Below are 15,906 nucleotides of genomic sequence, written 5' to 3'. Positions count from 1 at the left end.
GCCGATGCGCGCATTGATCCTGTGTCTTTCGCTGTTCATCGCGGCCCTGCCGGTGCTGGCCGTCCAGCCCGACGAAGTGCTGGAGGATCCGGCGCTTGAGGCCCGTGCCCGCGACATTTCGCGGGTGCTGCGCTGTCCGGTCTGTCAGGGCGAGACGATCGACGAATCGAACGCCCCGATCAGCCGCGACCTGCGGCTTTATCTGCGCGAACGTCTGGTCGCGGGCGACAGCGACGATGAGGTGGTCGCGGCCGTGACCGACCGCTTTGGCGAATTCGTCCTGTTCGAGCCTCCGGCGCGGGGCGCCAATTGGGTGCTGTATCTGGCCGGGCCGGTGACGCTGATGCTGGCGCTGTTTGCCGGGCTGCGCTTTATCCGTTCGCGCAACCGCGCCGAGGCCAGCGCCGAGGCGCTGAGCGCCGAGGAAAAGGCGCGGCTTGACCGGATCATGCGCGACTGACGTTAGGTCGGGCTTTCCCCGCTCGTGGTGCTTGGGCAATGTGCCGCAAAGCAATGGGGGGGATAGATGAGCTTTCAGACAATCGACGTGACCTATGCCGACGGCATTCTGCGGCTGGTGCTGAACCGGCCCGAAGTGATGAATGCGTTGAACAGCACTATGCGCCTTGAAATCGCGGCGGTGATGGGCGACCTGCCGCAGGGGACGCGCTGCGTCGTGTTGACCGGGGCGGGTGAGCGGGCCTTTTGCTCGGGTCAGGACCTGAGCGATGGTACGACCGGGCTGGATGTCGGGCGTATCCTGCGCGACGAATACGAACCCATGGTGCTTGCAATCCAGAACGCCCCGGTGCCGGTCATCGCGGCCGTGAACGGGGTCGCGGCGGGGGCCGGGGCCAGCATCGCGCTGGCCGCCGATGTGGTCATCGCCCGGGAAAGCGCCAAATTCGTTCAGGCGTTCAGCCGGATCGGTCTGATCCCGGATGCCGGCGGCACCCATATCGTGCCGCGTCTGGTCGGTCAGGCCCGCGCCATGGGGATGATGCTTTTCTCTGAGACCGTGTCCGCGACCCGCGCCGCCGAATGGGGCCTGATCTGGGAGGCGGTGCCGGATGCCGAGTTCGAGGCCGTGATCGAGGCCCGCGCCCGCCATCTTGCACAGGGGCCGACCACCGCCTTTCTGGCGATCCGCGATGCGCTGCGGGCCTCGGATGGCAATGACCTGCCCGCGCAGCTGGCGGTCGAGGCGCAGATCCAGACGCGTCTGGCCGCGACCCGCGACTTTTCCGAGGGCGTCGCGGCCTTTCTGGAAAAGCGCGCGCCGCGGTATTGCGGCAGCTAGGCCGCGCGCATCATTCGATGCGGGTAAAGCGGGGCGCGCCTCCGCGATTGTCGAAAAAGGGCACCGCTGCGGGCTGACGCAGCGGGCCGCCCGCACTGTCGCGGACCAGTGCCGCCAGTTCGGCCAGCACCACCTCGGTGATAAAGGGCAGATCCAGCGCCCGCGCCTCGTGCATGGGGACCCAATGCAGATGCGAAAGCTCGTCGCAGGCGGCGCTGAAATCATGGCGGTCGCCATGCAGATGCGCGGCGTCCAGCAACAGAAAGCGGGCATCAAAGCGCCGGGGCGGTCCGGGGGGCGTGATCGCCCGAAACAGATAGATCAGCGCCGAGGCATCGGGCGACAGACCGGCCCTGGCATAATGGTCCCAGCCCCGTGGCGCGGTGCCGGGCGGGCCGGTCAAAAGGCCGGTTTCCTCGGCCAGTTCGCGCAGGGCGGCGGCGGCCAGCGTCTGTGGCGCGACCGGGCCATCGCCGCGCGGCTCGGCGGCCAGCCGCGCATGCGTGTCGGGCCGCAGCGGCCGGGCAAGTCCCGCATCCGCGTCCTCGGCATCGACCGCGCCGCCCGGAAACACATATTTCGACGGCATGAAGGCCGCCGAGGCCCCGCGCTGCCCCATCAGCACCGAGGCACCGCGCGGATCGGTGCGGTCAACGACGATCACCGTTGCCGCATCGCGAATCGCGGGCGGGGCGGGGCTCTGGGGTTGCGGGCCGGTCACGAGCTCGGCGTCTCGGCCGGGGCAAGGGGCGTCGCGCCGAACCCATGCATCCGCCGCGCCCATTGAAAGCCGATAAAGGCCCCCTTGATGCGCGGCAGCAGGAACAGCGACAGCACCACCGCCCCCAGCCCGAATCCGATCAGCATCGACATGGCCGAGGGCCGATAGATCATGTAGATCGCCAAAAGCAGCGGCGCGCCCAGATGCGACACCAGCAGAATGGTCAGATAGGCCGGCCCGTCATCGGCGCGTTGATGGTGCAGATCCTCGCCGCAATGGGCGCAGGTCGCATTCACATTCAGATAGCCGCTGAAAAGCTTGCCCTTGCCGCAGGCCGGACAGCGGCCAAGCGCGCCGCGCAGCATGGCCTGTTTGACCTGCCGTTCCTCGGGCAGGTGGGCCCCGTGATCATGGGACATTTGCGCATTCCTTTCCTGTTCTCGCCATATTTAGGCGTGGCGACAGCGGCGAAAAAGGCCGGATACAGAGGCATTCTGCCTGTCCGCCTGTGACAAAGCAACGCAGTCTGTGGGGGCTCGTGCGGGCGCTGTGGCGGATGGGCAAGGGGTGGCGGCGGGACCATGCCCGCCGGATCAGGCGGCGACGGTCCGCGCGGCCATGACGATGCGGTTGCGGCCCCCCGCCTTTGCCGCCAGCAGGGCGTGATCGGCGCTGGCCAGCAGCGCGTCGGGATCGGCCGGCATCAGCCGCGAATGCGATGCCGGAAGCACCGCCATCCCCGCCGAGATGGTCACCGCGACCTCGCTGCGGCCGCAGCCTGGCGGCAGGCGCACCGGCGCCGACATCACCTCAAGACGCATGTTCTCGGCGATGCGCATCGTGGCCGAGGCGGGGCTGTCGGGCAGGACGGCCAGAAACTCCTCGCCGCCGATGCGGGCCAAAAGCGCCCCTTCGGGCAGGGTCGCGGCCAGACGCGCGCTGATATCGCCCAGCACGGCATCGCCCGCCGCATGGCCATGCAGGTCGTTGACCTGTTTGAAACGGTCCAGATCCAGCACGATCACCGCCAGATCGCAGCTTTGCTCGCGGGCCTCGGCGGCCATTTCATGCAGGCGCGGAAAGGCAAAGCGGCGGTTGTAAAGCCCGGTCAGGGGGTCGGTCATCGCCCAACGCATATTGCGCTGGGTCTCGTGGCGGCGGCGGTCGGCCTCATGCTTGCGGGCCAGCTGCGCGTCAAGCCGGATCGCCGCCTCGGGCGCGATGCGGGCCGAGGCCAGGTCCCAGGGCAGCACATCGCCCGCGCCCAGATCCAGCGCCACGGGCGTCATGTCGGCGCGTTCGGGCCGCAGCACGACGACAAAGCCCGCCTCGCGCGAATAGCGCCGCGAACGCAGTTCCGACAGCAGGCGCAGCCCGTCGCCCTGTTGCTGGATATCGGCGGCGATCAGATACAGATCGGGCGCCCGGCCGGCGGCGGCATCGGCCAGCGCGCGTTCGGGCTCGCTGACCATGATGCGAAAGCTGACCAGTTCCTGCAAGGCGTGGCGCCAGCCAAGCGCGGTGGCCGGCTGATTGGCGATGAAAGTCGCGCGAGGGCGCGAATCGTGCAGAAATTCCGCCGATTGTTCGGCCAGGCCATCGGCCGGCGCGGCCATTTCGCCCTCGTGGCGCAAAAGGCCGCGGATCCGCGCCAGAAGCGTCAGCTCGTCGCCATCGGGATCGACCAGCGCCGAGCCGCCGGCGCGCAGCGCGGCGACCCGGTCCGGCCCCTCGGCCTGGATCAGGATCGGCAAATCCGCACCAAAGGGCAGGGCGCGCAGTTCCCGGCACAGCGCCGGGCCGGTCATGTCGGGCAGCGTGCGACCGATCAGCACCATCTGCGGATGGGTCAGCCGCGCAATGCGCAGCGCCTCTTGTGCCGAGGCGGCGACCGCGACCTCATAACAGGCCGAACGCAGCCGGACCTTCATCGTGATACGATTGGTCGGCACACCGTCTACGACAAGAATGCGTCCTACCATGCGAATGCCCGCTTTACAGCTGTTGCCTAGGGTCGCATCCTGCCGGGCAATGGTTAACAAATCCTTTCCAGCCGTTAGGATTTTGGAAATCTCGATTACAAATGTGGGAAAAGAATGACGGAACACGAGGCGCGCGGCATCGCGGACAGGGGCTTTGAGCATATCGCGGCGGATGCGGAGCTGGTGATGGCGCTTCTGGCGCAATCGGGCAGCGACGTTGCGGGTCTGCGTGCCATGGCAGCGCGGCCGGAATTCCCGGTCTTCGTTCTGGATTTCCTGCTGGAACAGGATCAGCGCGTTCTGGATTTCGCCGCAGGCGCCGGCATCCGCCCCGAGCGGGTGCAGATGGCGCGCGCGGTCCTTGGCGGGGGCGACCCCTGGTAGGGGCCGCCGGCACGGTCGTTCGGGCGCCGGTCAGGCGACCTCGGCGAAAACCTTGTCGAGCGCCTGCTCCAGCTTTTCGAACATCTCGTCCATCTGGCCCTCGGTCAGGATGAAGGGCGGGCAGAGCACCACCGACTGACCCAGCGGGCGACAGATCAGGCCCAGATCGGTGCAGGTATTGGCGATGCGTTCGCTGACCGACAGATTGCCCTCGAACGGGGTTTTCGTCGCCTTGTCGCGCACGGCCTCAAGCGCCCACATGAAGCCCACGCCGCGATATTCGCCAATATTTTCCTTTTCCGCCAATCGCTTCAGCCCGTCCTCGAAACGCGGGGCAAGGCGGTTGACGTTATCGGCCAGACCTTCGTTCATCACCACGTCGATCGCTTTCAGCGCGATGGCGCAGCCGACCGGATGGCCCGAGGCGGTAAAGCCATGCGGAAATTCCTCGATCGCCTCGACGGCCGCTTCGACGCGGTGGGCCAGATCCCCGCCCAGAATCACCGCACCCATCGGGAAAAAGCCGGCGGTCAGGTTCTTGGACGAGATGATCGCATCGGGCATGTAGTCATAGGTCTGGCAGCCCCAGGTCTGGCCGGTGCGCCCGAAGCCGCAGATCACCTCGTCCGAGATCATCGGGATGTCGTGCTTGCGCAGGATCGGCAGGATCGCCTGGAAATAGCCCTTGGCCGGCGGGATGACGCCACCCGCGCCCATCACCGGCTCGGCAAAGAAGCCGGCGATGGTGTCGGCGCCCTCGCGGGTAATGGTGTCCTCAAGCTCGCGGGCGAGGCGCTGGACGAATTGTTCCTCGGTTTCGCCGGCCGCGCCGAAACGCCAGTAATGCGGACAGGTCAGGTGAAGAAAACCATCCAGCGGCAGCCCGAAGACCGAGTTATAGGGCTTGCCGGTCATGCTGGCCGACACGGCGGTGACGCCGTGATAGGCGTTCCAGCGCGTCAAGATCTTGCGTTTCTGCGGCTTGCCTTCCTGGGCATGCAGGAACCACAGGATCTTGACCATGGTGTCATTCGCCTCGGACCCCGAATTGGTGTAAAACACCTTGCCCGTCGAGAAGGGCGACACCTCGACCAGCTTTTCCGACAGCATCACCGTCTGGTCGGACATGCGGCCAAAGAACGAATGATAGCCGGGGAAACGCGCATATTGCGCCTGCGCGGCCTCGATCAGCCCCTTGTGGTCAAAGCCCGCGACCATGTTCCACAGCCCCGAATTCGCGTCCAGATAGCGGCGGCCATGGACATCGACCACATAGGGCCCCTCGCCATGGGTCAGCACCACCGTGCCGCGCTGATGGACCGAGGGCATGTCGGTGAATCCGTAAAGGGAATATTCCTCGGCGCGGGCTTCCCAGCTTTGCGGTTGGTTCATGGCACAGACTCCGTGATCAGGATCGGACGCAGGCTATCGGGGTGCCGGGCGGCGTTCAATGGGGTGCAGGCGCGCAGGATCGCGCAATGGGTGAAAGCCTTGTGATTCTGGGTTATCGTCAGGTGAATGCAAGCGCGTGACGGGGTTTTCGATGATGGACCGGCGGTTGTTTCTGGGCGGCATGGCGGGCATGGTATCGGGGTGCTATACGCCGCCGGATCCGGTGGCGCTTTCGCATCCGCTGGATCTGGGTGTCGATGCGCATATCCACCTTTTCAACGGCCGCGACGTGCCCGCCTATGGATTTTTGAAGCAGGTCGTTCTCGGGGGCGAGGGTACGCCGCTGCCTGGCGGTGTGCCGGTGAACAGCCTGATGCGGCTGCTGCTCGATATCCTGCGGATGGGGACGCCCTCGGCGCGTCAGGAGTTGGGGGGCATCGCGCCGCGCGGGCGCGCCGATGACCAACGCAGCGTCGCGATGGGCATAGACGCGTTTCGCGGTGCCGGCGGCGCCCGGACCACGGCGCGGATGGCATCGCCCGACATGTCCGATGACGACGCCTTGCTGCTGGCGATGATCCAGGCCGAGGCCAGCGGCGAGCCGCTGCCCGATCTCGGGGCCCGGGCGATGCGCCGCACGGCCCCCCCAGAGGCCGGGATCGACGGCGCCGCGCTGGCCGCGCTGATCTATGAGGGACCGGCGGCATCGGCGATGGCCGCGCCGTCCGCGGCGCGCAGGCGCGCCGTGCTGTCGCCATCGTCGCTGATTTCGACGATCCAATGGGCAGGGCTCTTGACGCGCGGGTGTCGCGACCTGCTGGCCGAGGTGATCCGCCTTTACGGCGGTGATGGCGGCAAGCGCATCCAGATCTTTGTCGCCTCGCTGGTCGATCTGGAATATTGGCTGGATTCGCGCGCCGAGGATGCCGGCTGGCTGTCGCCGCAAGATGCGCAGATCGCGGTGATGTCGGCCATCGCCCGGGAACGCAAGGACACGCTGATCCTGAATTTCGCGCCGTTTTGCCCGCTGCGGGCGGTGGTCGAAGGGCCGCAGACCCTGCGGCGCGTGCAAGGGGCGATCGCCCGGCAAGGCTTTGCCGGGGTCAAGCTTTACCCGCCGATGGGGTTTCGCGCGACCTGCAATGACGGCATCGGCTTTGGGCATTCGCGCTATCCGACGGGCGTCACCGGCGCGCAGATCGACCGCGCGCTGGATCAGCTTTACGCCTGGTGCGCCGCCGAAGAGGTTCCCATTCAGGCCCATGCCAATGACAGCATGGCGGCGGCAAGGGGGGCCGGGGCCTATGCCTCGCCGGTCTATTGGCGCCGGGTGCTGGAACGCTATCCGGCGCTGCGGTTGAACCTGTCCCATGCCGGGCATTTCGGCGCCGCCCATGACATCGGATCGGTCCCGACCGTCTGCGGGATCCGGCCCGAGCGCGACTGGCTGGCGGTGATCGCCCAGATGATGGGCGCGGGCCGGCAGGTCTGGTTCGACACCGGCTATTGGACCGAGGTCACGCTGGCGACCGCCGAGCGCCCCGCCGCGATCACCCGCCTGCGTGAGCTGGCCGCGCTTAGCGGCGATCCAGCCTTGTTCGCGCGGCGCATTCTTTACGGTTCGGACTGGACGATGATCGCGCGCGAGCCGGGCTTTAACGCCTATCTGCGCGGTATGGAGGAATTCGCCCGCGCGCTTTATCCCGATCCGGCGCGGTTCGACGCGATGATGGGCGGCAATGCCCTCGATTTCATCCTTGGCCCGGGTCGCAAGCAGCATGATCGGCTTGGCGCGTTCTTTGCCGACAACGTGGTCTGGCGCGGCAATTTCGCCGCCTGAATGCCCTGCGCTTTGCTTTCGCGCGCCCATGCGCTATAGGGCGCGGACCAATCCCGAGACATGACCATGACCAACTCAGCGACGGCGCCGAAAAAGCTTTTCATCAAGACCTATGGCTGTCAGATGAATGTCTATGACAGCCAGCGCATGGCCGAGGCCATGGGCGCCGAAGGCTATAGCCTGACCGACAATCAGGCCGAGGCGGATATGGTGTTGCTCAACACCTGTCATATCCGCGAAAAGGCGGCTGAAAAGCTTTATTCCGACCTTGGCCGGCTGAAGCCGCTGAAATCCGAACGGCCGGACCTGAAAATCGGGGTCGCCGGCTGCGTGGCCCAGGCCGAGGGCGAGGAAATCCAGCGCCGGATGCCGATCGTCGATCTGGTCGTGGGGCCGCAGGCCTATCACCGGCTGCCCGCCATGGTCCGTGCCGGCGGCGGCGTCGATACCGAGTTTCCCGCCGAGGACAAGTTCGAGCATCTGCCCCGGCCCGCCGCCACCCGCCGCGCGCCGGCCGCGTTCCTGACCGTGCAGGAAGGCTGCGACAAGTTCTGCGCCTTTTGCGTCGTGCCCTATACCCGTGGGGCCGAGGTCTCGCGCCCGGTGTCGCGCATTCTGACCGAGGCGCGCGATCTGATCGCGCGCGGGGTGCGCGAGATCACGCTTTTGGGCCAGAACGTCAATGGCTGGCATGGCGAGGGGCCGGATGGCGGCGAATGGGGCTTTGGCCGGCTGATCCGCGCGCTGGCCGAAATCGACGGGCTGGACCGCATCCGCTATACGACCAGTCATCCCAACGATATGGCCGACGACCTGATCGCCGCCCATCGCGATGAGCCGAAGCTGATGCCCTATCTGCATCTGCCGGTGCAATCGGGCAGCGACCGCATCCTGAAAGCGATGAACCGCAAGCATACGGTGGCGGAATATCTGCGCCTGATCGACCGCATCCGCGAGGCGCGGCCCGATATCATGCTGACCAGCGATTTCATCGTGGGTTTCCCCGGCGAGACCGATCAGGATCATCGCGACACGCTGGATCTGGTGGCGCGCGTGGGCTTTGGCACCGCCTTCAGCTTTAAATATTCGCCGCGTCCGGGCACGCCCGCCTATGACCGCCCGCTGGTCGATGATGCGGTGGCCGATGCCCGTTTGCAGGAATTGCAGGCCCTGCTGACCAGTCAGCAAAAGGCCGCGCAAGAGGGCATGGTCGGCCGCGAGCTGGGCGTGCTCTTTGAAAAGCCGGGCAGGCTGCCGGGGCAGATGGTCGGCAAATCCGACTATCTGCACGCGGTCTTTGTCGAGGCGCCCGAGGCTCGCGTCGGCGATCTGGTGCGGGTGCGCATCACCCATAGCGCGCCGAATTCGCTGGCCGGCGAGCTTTTGACCTGAACCCCGGCCGCGCGGCCTAAACCGCGCCGCTGCGGGGGCGGATGGTCAGATCCTCGTCCGGCGGGTCGGTTTCCAGCCGTTCGAGGATCGGGCATTCGGCGCGATGATCGCCCCGGCAGGATTGCACCAGATCCCTGAGCGTCGCCGCCATATCCTGCATGTCGCGGATCTTGTCCTCAAGGGTGGCGATATGGTCGCTGGCGATGCGCCTGACCTCGCTGCTCTGGCGGGATTTGTCGCGCCACAATTCCAGCAGCGCCGCGATCTCGGCCACCGAAAAGCCCAGATCGCGCGCCCGGCGGATAAAGCGCAGCATATGCACATCCCGGTCCGAATAATCGCGATAGCCCGAGGCCTTGCGGTCGGCGGGCGGGATCAGCCCGGTCTGTTCGTAATAGCGGATCATCTTGGCCGAAACCCCCGAGGATTTCGCGGCCTGACCGATATTCATGACGTGATCTCCTTGTGGTGGGCCGGCCCCGTGACGGGGCCGCGCAGAGGATCAGGTGGCCGGTTGAAAACGGCGCAGGCGCAGCGCGTTCCCCAGCACAAAGACCGAGGACAGCGCCATCGCCCCCGCCGCAAAGACCGGCGACAGCAGTATCCCGAAGGCCGGATAAAGCACCCCCGCCGCCACCGGGATCAGCGCGACGTTATAGGCAAAGGCCCAGAACAGGTTCTGCCGGATATTGCCGATCGTCGCCTTGGACAGCGCGATGGCATTGGGCACGCCTTGCAGGCTGCCCGACATCAACACCACATCCGCCGTCTCGATGGCGATATCGGTGCCGGTGCCGATGGCCAGCCCCACATCCGCCTCGGCCAGCGCGGGCGCGTCGTTGATGCCGTCGCCGACAAAGGCCAGCTTGCCATATTCGGACCTGAGCCGGCGGATCGCCTCGACCTTGCCATCGGGCAGGACCTCGGCCACGACATCGTCGATGCCAAGCCGGGTGGCGATGGCGCCTGCGGTTCGGACATTGTCGCCGGTGATCATCACCACCTTCAGGCCAAGATCGTGCAGCGCCCGGATCGCGGCGGGCGTCGCGGGCTTGATCGGGTCGGCCACCGCGATGATCGCGGCCAGCCGGCCGTCGATGGCGGCGTAAAGCGGCGATTTTCCCTCGGCCGCGAGGCGCTCGGCGGTGGCGGCAAAGGGCGCCACATCCAGCCCCAGCTGGCTCATATAGCGATCCGCCCCGATCTCGACCCGCTGGCCCACGACCATGGCCCGAACGCCAAAGCCGGTGACAGAGGTGAATTCGGAAATGGCGGGCAGGGTAAGCTGCTCGGCCGCCGCCGCATCGACGATGGCGCGGGCGATGGGGTGTTCGGACTTGTCCTCGACCGCCGCGACCCGCGCCAGCACCGCGCCGCGCTCAAAGCCCGGCGCAAGTTCGAGATCGGTCAGCGCGGGCCGCCCCTCGGTCAGGGTGCCGGTCTTGTCCAGCGCGACGACACGCGCGTCTTTCAGCAGTTGCAGGGCCTCGCCCTTGCGAAACAGCACGCCCAGTTCCGCGCCGCGCCCGGTGCCCACCATGATTGAGGTGGGCGTCGCCAGACCCATCGCGCAGGGGCAGGCGATGATCAGCACTGCCACCGCATTGACCAGCGCAAAGCTGAGCGCGGGCGAGGGACCAAGGACCAGCCAGACCAGAAACGTCAGTGCGGCGACCACCATGACGGCGGGGACGAACCACATGGTCACCCGGTCGACCAGCGCCTGAATCGGCAGTTTCGATCCCTGTGCCTCTTCGACCATGCGGATGATTTGCGAAAGCACGGTATCGCCGCCGACGGCGGTGGCGCGAAAGGCAAAGGCGCCTTTCTGGTTCACGGTGCCGCCGGTAACCGGGCTGCCGGGGGTTTTGGCCACCGGGACCGGCTCGCCGGTGATCATCGCCTCGTCGACATAGCTTTCGCCCTCGGTCAGCTGGCCATCGACGGGGATGCGCTCGCCCGGGCGGACCTCGACGATATCGCCGGTGGTGACGGTTTCGACCGGCACATCGACGGATCCCCCGTCGCGGCGCACCCGCGCGGTTTTCGCCTGAAGACGGACCAGCCGCCTGATCGCCTCGGAGGTGCGGCCCTTGGCGCGGGCCTCAAGCAGCCGGCCCAGCAGGATCAGCGTGACAATGACCGCCGCCGCCTCGTAATAGACATTGATCGTGCCGGGCGGCAGCAGGGCGGGCGCAAAGGTCGCCACCAGCGAATAGCCGTAAGCCGCAAGCGAGCCGACGGCGACCAGCGAATTCATGTCCGGCGCCCGGCGCCACAACGCCGGCAAGCCCTTTTCGTAAAAGCGGATGCCGGGCACGAACAGCACCAGCGTGGTCAGCGCGAATTGCAGATACCAGCTGTTCTGCATGCCGATGCTGCGGTCGATCAGGGCATGCATGCCGGGGATCAGATGCGTGCCCATTTCCAGCAGAAAGACCGGCAGCGTCAGCACCAGCGCCAGAATGAAGTCGCGCCGGAGCGCGCGTTCCTCGGCATCCTTGCGCTGATCGGTGCTCTGGCGTTCGGCTTGGCCTTGCCCGACCGGCGCGGCCTCATAGCCGGCATCGGCAATGGCGGCGATCAGGCTGGCCGTGTCGGCCGAGCCCTGAACCGTCGCCCGCTCGGTCGCAAGGTTGACCGCCGCGTCGCTGACGCCCGGCACGGCGCGAAGCGCGCGCTCCACCCGGCCCACGCAGGATGCGCAGGTCATGCCCCGCACCGAAAGCTCGACCGCACCGGACGGGGCGGGCACGCCATAGCCTGCATTCTCGATTGCGGCGACCAGCCGCGGGCGGTCAAGCGCCGCCTTTCCGGTGATCGCCGCGCGTTCGGTCGCAAGATTGACCACCGCGTCTGAAACCCCCGGCACCTCTTTCAGGGCGCGTTCCACCCGGCCCACGCAGGATGCGCAGGTCATGCCCTCGATGGGCAGGGTCAGGGTGACGGAATTGCCGTTGCTGTTGCGGGTGGGTGCGTTCATGGCCGCCTCCTTTCCTTTCGGTTCAAGGTCAGGCAAGGGATATGGGGATTCCAGCGGTGGGAAGGTCAAGACCTATTTTCACCCGGCGGGCAGAAACCTTCCGATGATGGGAATCTGGGGTCGCCGGCGCGGATATTCAACGCCCGGACATGCGCGGGGCCGGCATTGGCATACCGGCCCCGAAGGTCGTGGCGGATGATCAGGGCTTAGTTGCCATGCGCCTTGAGCCAGTCCTGCATCATGGCGATTTCGCGTTCCTGCGCGGCGATCACCTCTTGGGCCAGCTGGCGCACCTGCGGGTCCTTGCCGTATTCCAGCACCACCTTTGCCATGTCGATGGCCCCCTGGTGATGGGGGATCATGCCGCGCATGAAGTCGATATCGGCATCACCCGTATATTCGACCGCCATGTCCCCGTGCATCTTGTCCATCGCCTGAACATAGGCCCGGGTCGAGGGCGCGTCGGCCATCGCCATCTGACCCATATCATGGGCTGCGCCGTGACCCATATCGTGGCCCGTACTCTGGGTTTGCGCGGCGGGCGCGTCACCGGCCATCTGGCTTTGCGCGATGGCGAGCCCTGCCGAAACCGCCAGTGCGCCGGCGATGAAAATCGGTGTCAGCTTGTTCATGTGCCGCATTCCTCAGGCGGGGCGGGCGTCAAAGCCCGCACCTTCCAGCGCGCGGATCACATCGGCGCCGGTCGCGGTGGTCTCAAGGATCACGGTCCGGCTTTCGGGATCGGCCTCGATCGCGGCCTTGTCGTCAAGCTGGGTGATCGTCCTGGTGACCGCGCGCACGCAGCCGCCGCAGGTCATGTTGTCGATATGCAGTTTCAAGAAAAGCCTCCTTGTGCAGCCTGGTGGACATCAAGATGGGGCTTGCCACCGTTGTAAGGTCAAGGGTGGGAATGCGGTTTTCCCGCGCCATGGGCGGGGAACCGCCATGCTGCCCAAGACCCGGCGCCCGCCTTTCCATCCGGGTGCGACAGGCGCGCGGAAAGCCGGCGCGCGGGCGAAAATGTCGCATGGGGGCAATGTTTACGGGATGGTGCGCGGCTGATAGGCCGGTCGCCGAAATTCAGATCACCCATGCGGAAAGCCATGCGGTCGCGGCCGCACAGGCTTTCCGGCGGTCGGAAAGGATCCGTGATGACGTCCAGCCCCAACCCCGCCCCGGCACCCGGTGTCCGAAGCGGTGGTCCCGTCAGCCGCCCCGTCAGCCGCCTTGCCTGTGCCGTGGTTCAGCCGATCCTGTCGCGCATCGTCCGCCGTGTTGCGGCAAGGCATCCCTCGCTGTTTTCGCGTCTTGGCGCGCATCAGGCGACGGATTTCGTCATCGATCCCATCGAATTGCCCTTTGCCCTGCATCTGCGGCCCGATCCGCAGGCGCTGGTCCTGCGGGCGGTGCCGCGCGATGCGCTGCCGGTCGCGGGGGCCACGATCCGGGGGCGGTTTTTGCTGCTGCTAGAGCTGCTGGACGCCGAAGAGGATGGCGATGCGGCCTTCTTTTCCCGCGATCTTGAGGTGACCGGCGATACCGAGGCGGTGGTGCGCCTGCGCAATGCCCTGGACGATATGGACGGTTCGGTCGCCGAAGAGGCGGCCGGGATGTTCGGCCGGCCGGGACGGGCGCTGCTTGCCCATCTGCGCCGCCGCTACGCCACCATTCCCGCCGCATAGGAACGCGCCCCATGAGCCTTGCCGAACTGATCTGTCCCGCCGGAACCCCGGCCGCCCTGCGAACCGCCGTCGATGCGGGGGCCGACGCGGTCTATTGCGGATTTCAGGATGCGACGAATGCACGCAATTTTCCGGGGCTGAACTTCACCCCCGACGAGATGGCCGAGGCCGTGGCCTATGCCCATGCCCGTTCGGCCAAGGTGCTTTTGGCGCTTAACACCTATCCGCCGGCGGGCAAGCTGGATCTGTGGCGACAGGCGGCCGATATCGGCGCAAGGATCGGGGTCGATGCCTTTATCGTCGCCGATATGGGGGTGGCCGATTACATCGCGCGCACCCATCCCGGGATGCGGCTGCATCTGTCGGTACAGGCCGCCGCCTCAAGCCCCGAGGCGATCCGCTATTACTGCGAAAATTTCGGGGTCCGGCGCGTGGTCTTGCCGCGCATCCTCACCATCCCTGAAATCCGCCAGATCCGCCGCGAAATCCCCTGCGAGATCGAGACCTTCATCTTTGGCAATCACGGGCTGATGGTCGAGGGGCGGTGCAGCCTGACCAATTACCTGACCGGGCAATCGACCAATATGGACGGCGTCTGTTCGCCCGCATCCGATGTCGAATACCGAAAGGAAGCGGATGGCGCGATGTCGTCGCGGCTTGCGGGCTTTACCATCGACCGCTTTGAGCCGGGCGAGATGGCGGGCTATCCGACCATCTGCAAGGGCCGCTATACCGCGCCGCACCGGCCCGACGGCTATTACGCCTTTGAGGAACCGATCAGCCTGAATCTGTCGCGGCTTTTGCCCGAACTGATCGAGGCCGGCGTTCACGCCTTCAAGATCGAGGGCCGGCAGCGTTCGAAATCCTATGTGCGCAACGTGGTCTCGGCCTTTCGGCAGGCGGTCGACGATATCCGCGCCGGCCGTACGGCCAATATCGCCGATCTGGTCGCCCTGACCGAGGGGCAGAAACAGACCCAGGGCGCATTCGAAACCAAGAAATGGCGGTGATGAAAATGACGGCGAAACTGACACTGGGTCCGATTGCCTATCACTGGTCCGCCGAGATGCGGCGCGATTTCTATGCCCGCATCGCCGATGAGGCCCCCATCGACGACGTCTATCTGGGCGAGGTGATCTGTTCCAAACGCGCGCCCTTTCACGAGCCGGACCTGACCGGGATCATCGAGCGTTTGCAGCGCGGCGGCAAACAGGTGATCATTTCGACCCTGGCCGAGGTCATGCTGAAACGCGAACGCAAGGCGACCGAGGATCTGGCCGCCATGGACAGCCCCGAGATCGAGATCAACAACGCCGCCGGGCTTTACGCGCGGGGCGGGCGGCCCCATCGAATCGGCCCCTTCATGAATGCCTATAACGAGGCGACGATCGCCTGGCTGGCCAGTCAGGGCGCGACCCACATCTGTCTGCCGACCGAATTGCCCGCCGGAGCGATCGCCATCGCGTCCGAGGCGGCCCGCGCGCTGGGGCTGGCGGTCGAGGTTCAGGTCTTTGGGCGCGCATCGCTGGCCGTTTCGGCGCGCTGTTATCACGCCCGGGCGCATAACCGGACCAAGGATAATTGCCAGTTCGTCTGTGAAGAAGATCCCGACGGGATGGCGCTGCGGACCCGTGATGACAGCCCGATCCTGCGGGTGAACGGGATCCAGACGCAATCGGAAAGCTATGTCGATCTGTTGCCCGAGGCCGAGGCGCTGACCGACTGCGGGGTGACGCATCTGCGCCTGATGCCGCAGGCGGTGGATATGGTCGCGGTGGCCGGGCTGTTTCGCGCGGGCCTCGACAAAACGCTGTCCGTGGCCGAGGCCGAGGCCCGGCTTTCCGATCTGTGCGGTGAAGTGGCCTTCAGCAATGGCTTTTATTACGGCACCGCCGGCTATCGCAGGATGGCCGCGAATGCCCGCAACGCGGAATTCGAGGCCCTGCGGACATAAGGGGCCGACGGGGCGGTTGGTGGCGAGGGGGCTGTCGTGTGACGGTCGCGCGCGGTATGTGCGTGAAAGTCTTGCGATTGATGGCGTGATCGGTTGATGACCCCGATGGCGGCGGCCCCGCGCCGATGAGGTCGCGGGGGTCATGAATGGATCTGATGCTCGCGGGGAACGCTTGCAAAGGGAGTATCCGAAACTCTGTGTATCTGACCGGGCCCATGCGGTTTTCAGATACGGTCAGGCGTCGAAACGCCCTGCGAACATTATGGCCAGCTGATT

At 66.3% G+C, this 15,906-nt stretch carries 16 protein-coding genes; 8 read left to right on the top strand and 8 right to left on the bottom strand.

The window, feature by feature from the left end; all coding sequences use genetic code 11:
* Window positions 1-4: 4 nt before the first annotated feature.
* Complete coding sequence (locus tag ACFOMH_RS13475) at window positions 5-460, top strand: cytochrome c-type biogenesis protein (RefSeq protein WP_377745053.1); 456 nt, start codon at window positions 5-7, stop codon at window positions 458-460.
* A gap of 66 nt (window positions 461-526) precedes the next feature.
* On the top strand, window positions 527-1,300 hold the full coding sequence (locus ACFOMH_RS13470) for an enoyl-CoA hydratase-related protein (protein ID WP_377745051.1): 774 nt from the start codon (window positions 527-529) through the stop codon (window positions 1,298-1,300).
* A 10-nt stretch (window positions 1,301-1,310) separates the two neighbouring features.
* Here ACFOMH_RS13470 and ACFOMH_RS13465 read toward each other — a convergent pair whose 3' ends face one another.
* The 3 genes from ACFOMH_RS13465 to ACFOMH_RS13455 all read right to left on the bottom strand — a co-directional run bounded on the left by ACFOMH_RS13465 (window position 1,311) and on the right by ACFOMH_RS13455 (window position 4,003).
* Entirely contained in the window at window positions 1,311-1,964 is a 654-nt protein-coding gene (locus ACFOMH_RS13465) for an NUDIX domain-containing protein (protein ID WP_377745050.1), read from the bottom strand.
* Window positions 1,965-2,017: 53 nt separating this feature from the next.
* Window positions 2,018-2,440, bottom strand: coding sequence for a DUF983 domain-containing protein (locus tag ACFOMH_RS13460; RefSeq protein ID WP_377745048.1), 423 nt, complete (start codon window positions 2,438-2,440; stop codon window positions 2,018-2,020).
* A 174-nt stretch (window positions 2,441-2,614) separates the two neighbouring features.
* A complete protein-coding gene (locus ACFOMH_RS13455; RefSeq protein WP_377745046.1) occupies window positions 2,615-4,003 on the bottom strand; it encodes a diguanylate cyclase in 1,389 nt (462 codons plus the stop codon).
* 114 nt (window positions 4,004-4,117) lie between these two features.
* Between ACFOMH_RS13455 and ACFOMH_RS13450 the strand changes: the two genes are divergently transcribed.
* Window positions 4,118-4,387: a DUF3572 domain-containing protein gene (locus ACFOMH_RS13450; protein WP_374422008.1), complete on the top strand. Its 270-nt coding sequence runs from the start codon at window positions 4,118-4,120 to the stop codon at window positions 4,385-4,387.
* A gap of 30 nt (window positions 4,388-4,417) precedes the next feature.
* Here ACFOMH_RS13450 and ACFOMH_RS13445 read toward each other — a convergent pair whose 3' ends face one another.
* Window positions 4,418-5,779, bottom strand: a complete 1,362-nt coding sequence (locus tag ACFOMH_RS13445; protein ID WP_377745043.1) for an aminotransferase — start codon at window positions 5,777-5,779, stop codon at window positions 4,418-4,420.
* Between the two features lie 136 nt (window positions 5,780-5,915).
* Here ACFOMH_RS13445 and ACFOMH_RS13440 point away from each other — a divergent pair, with 136 nt between their 5' ends.
* Window positions 5,916-7,619 (top strand): amidohydrolase family protein, encoded by a 1,704-nt coding sequence (locus ACFOMH_RS13440; RefSeq protein ID WP_377745041.1) that lies wholly within the window; start codon window positions 5,916-5,918, stop codon window positions 7,617-7,619.
* Between the two features lie 66 nt (window positions 7,620-7,685).
* Window positions 7,686-9,011: a tRNA (N6-isopentenyl adenosine(37)-C2)-methylthiotransferase MiaB gene (gene miaB, locus ACFOMH_RS13435; protein WP_377745266.1), complete on the top strand. Its 1,326-nt coding sequence runs from the start codon at window positions 7,686-7,688 to the stop codon at window positions 9,009-9,011.
* Between the two features lie 16 nt (window positions 9,012-9,027).
* On the opposite strand, the gene cueR is transcribed toward miaB, so the two are convergent.
* The 4 genes from cueR to ACFOMH_RS13415 all read right to left on the bottom strand — a co-directional run bounded on the left by cueR (window position 9,028) and on the right by ACFOMH_RS13415 (window position 12,833).
* Window positions 9,028-9,462, bottom strand: a complete 435-nt coding sequence (gene cueR / locus ACFOMH_RS13430; RefSeq protein ID WP_374422014.1) for a Cu(I)-responsive transcriptional regulator — start codon at window positions 9,460-9,462, stop codon at window positions 9,028-9,030.
* A gap of 51 nt (window positions 9,463-9,513) precedes the next feature.
* Window positions 9,514-11,994 (bottom strand): heavy metal translocating P-type ATPase, encoded by a 2,481-nt coding sequence (locus tag ACFOMH_RS13425; RefSeq protein ID WP_377745038.1) that lies wholly within the window; start codon window positions 11,992-11,994, stop codon window positions 9,514-9,516.
* Between the two features lie 206 nt (window positions 11,995-12,200).
* Window positions 12,201-12,626, bottom strand: coding sequence for a CopM family metallochaperone (gene copM, locus ACFOMH_RS13420; protein ID WP_377745036.1), 426 nt, complete (start codon window positions 12,624-12,626; stop codon window positions 12,201-12,203).
* Between the two features lie 12 nt (window positions 12,627-12,638).
* Window positions 12,639-12,833: a heavy-metal-associated domain-containing protein gene (locus ACFOMH_RS13415; RefSeq protein ID WP_377745034.1), complete on the bottom strand. Its 195-nt coding sequence runs from the start codon at window positions 12,831-12,833 to the stop codon at window positions 12,639-12,641.
* 312 nt (window positions 12,834-13,145) lie between these two features.
* On the opposite strand from ACFOMH_RS13415, the gene ubiT reads away from it, so the two are divergent.
* Genes ubiT through ubiV form a run of 3 tightly spaced genes read left to right on the top strand, consistent with a single transcriptional unit; the run spans window position 13,146 to window position 15,630 of the window.
* On the top strand, window positions 13,146-13,676 hold the full coding sequence (ubiT, locus tag ACFOMH_RS13410; protein ID WP_377745032.1) for a ubiquinone anaerobic biosynthesis accessory factor UbiT: 531 nt from the start codon (window positions 13,146-13,148) through the stop codon (window positions 13,674-13,676).
* Window positions 13,677-13,687: 11 nt separating this feature from the next.
* The gene (gene ubiU / locus ACFOMH_RS13405; protein WP_377745031.1) at window positions 13,688-14,686 is read left to right on the top strand and encodes a ubiquinone anaerobic biosynthesis protein UbiU; all 999 of its coding nucleotides are present in this window, start codon (window positions 13,688-13,690) and stop codon (window positions 14,684-14,686) included.
* A 5-nt stretch (window positions 14,687-14,691) separates the two neighbouring features.
* Window positions 14,692-15,630: a ubiquinone anaerobic biosynthesis protein UbiV gene (ubiV, locus tag ACFOMH_RS13400; protein WP_377745029.1), complete on the top strand. Its 939-nt coding sequence runs from the start codon at window positions 14,692-14,694 to the stop codon at window positions 15,628-15,630.
* The last annotated feature ends 276 nt before the right edge of the window (window positions 15,631-15,906 follow it).

Origin of the sequence: Paracoccus mangrovi (assembly GCF_042648425.1) — a bacterium.
Taxonomy (GTDB): Bacteria; Pseudomonadota; Alphaproteobacteria; order Rhodobacterales; family Rhodobacteraceae; genus Paracoccus; species Paracoccus mangrovi.
This window is presented reverse-complemented; position numbering and strand designations above follow the sequence as displayed.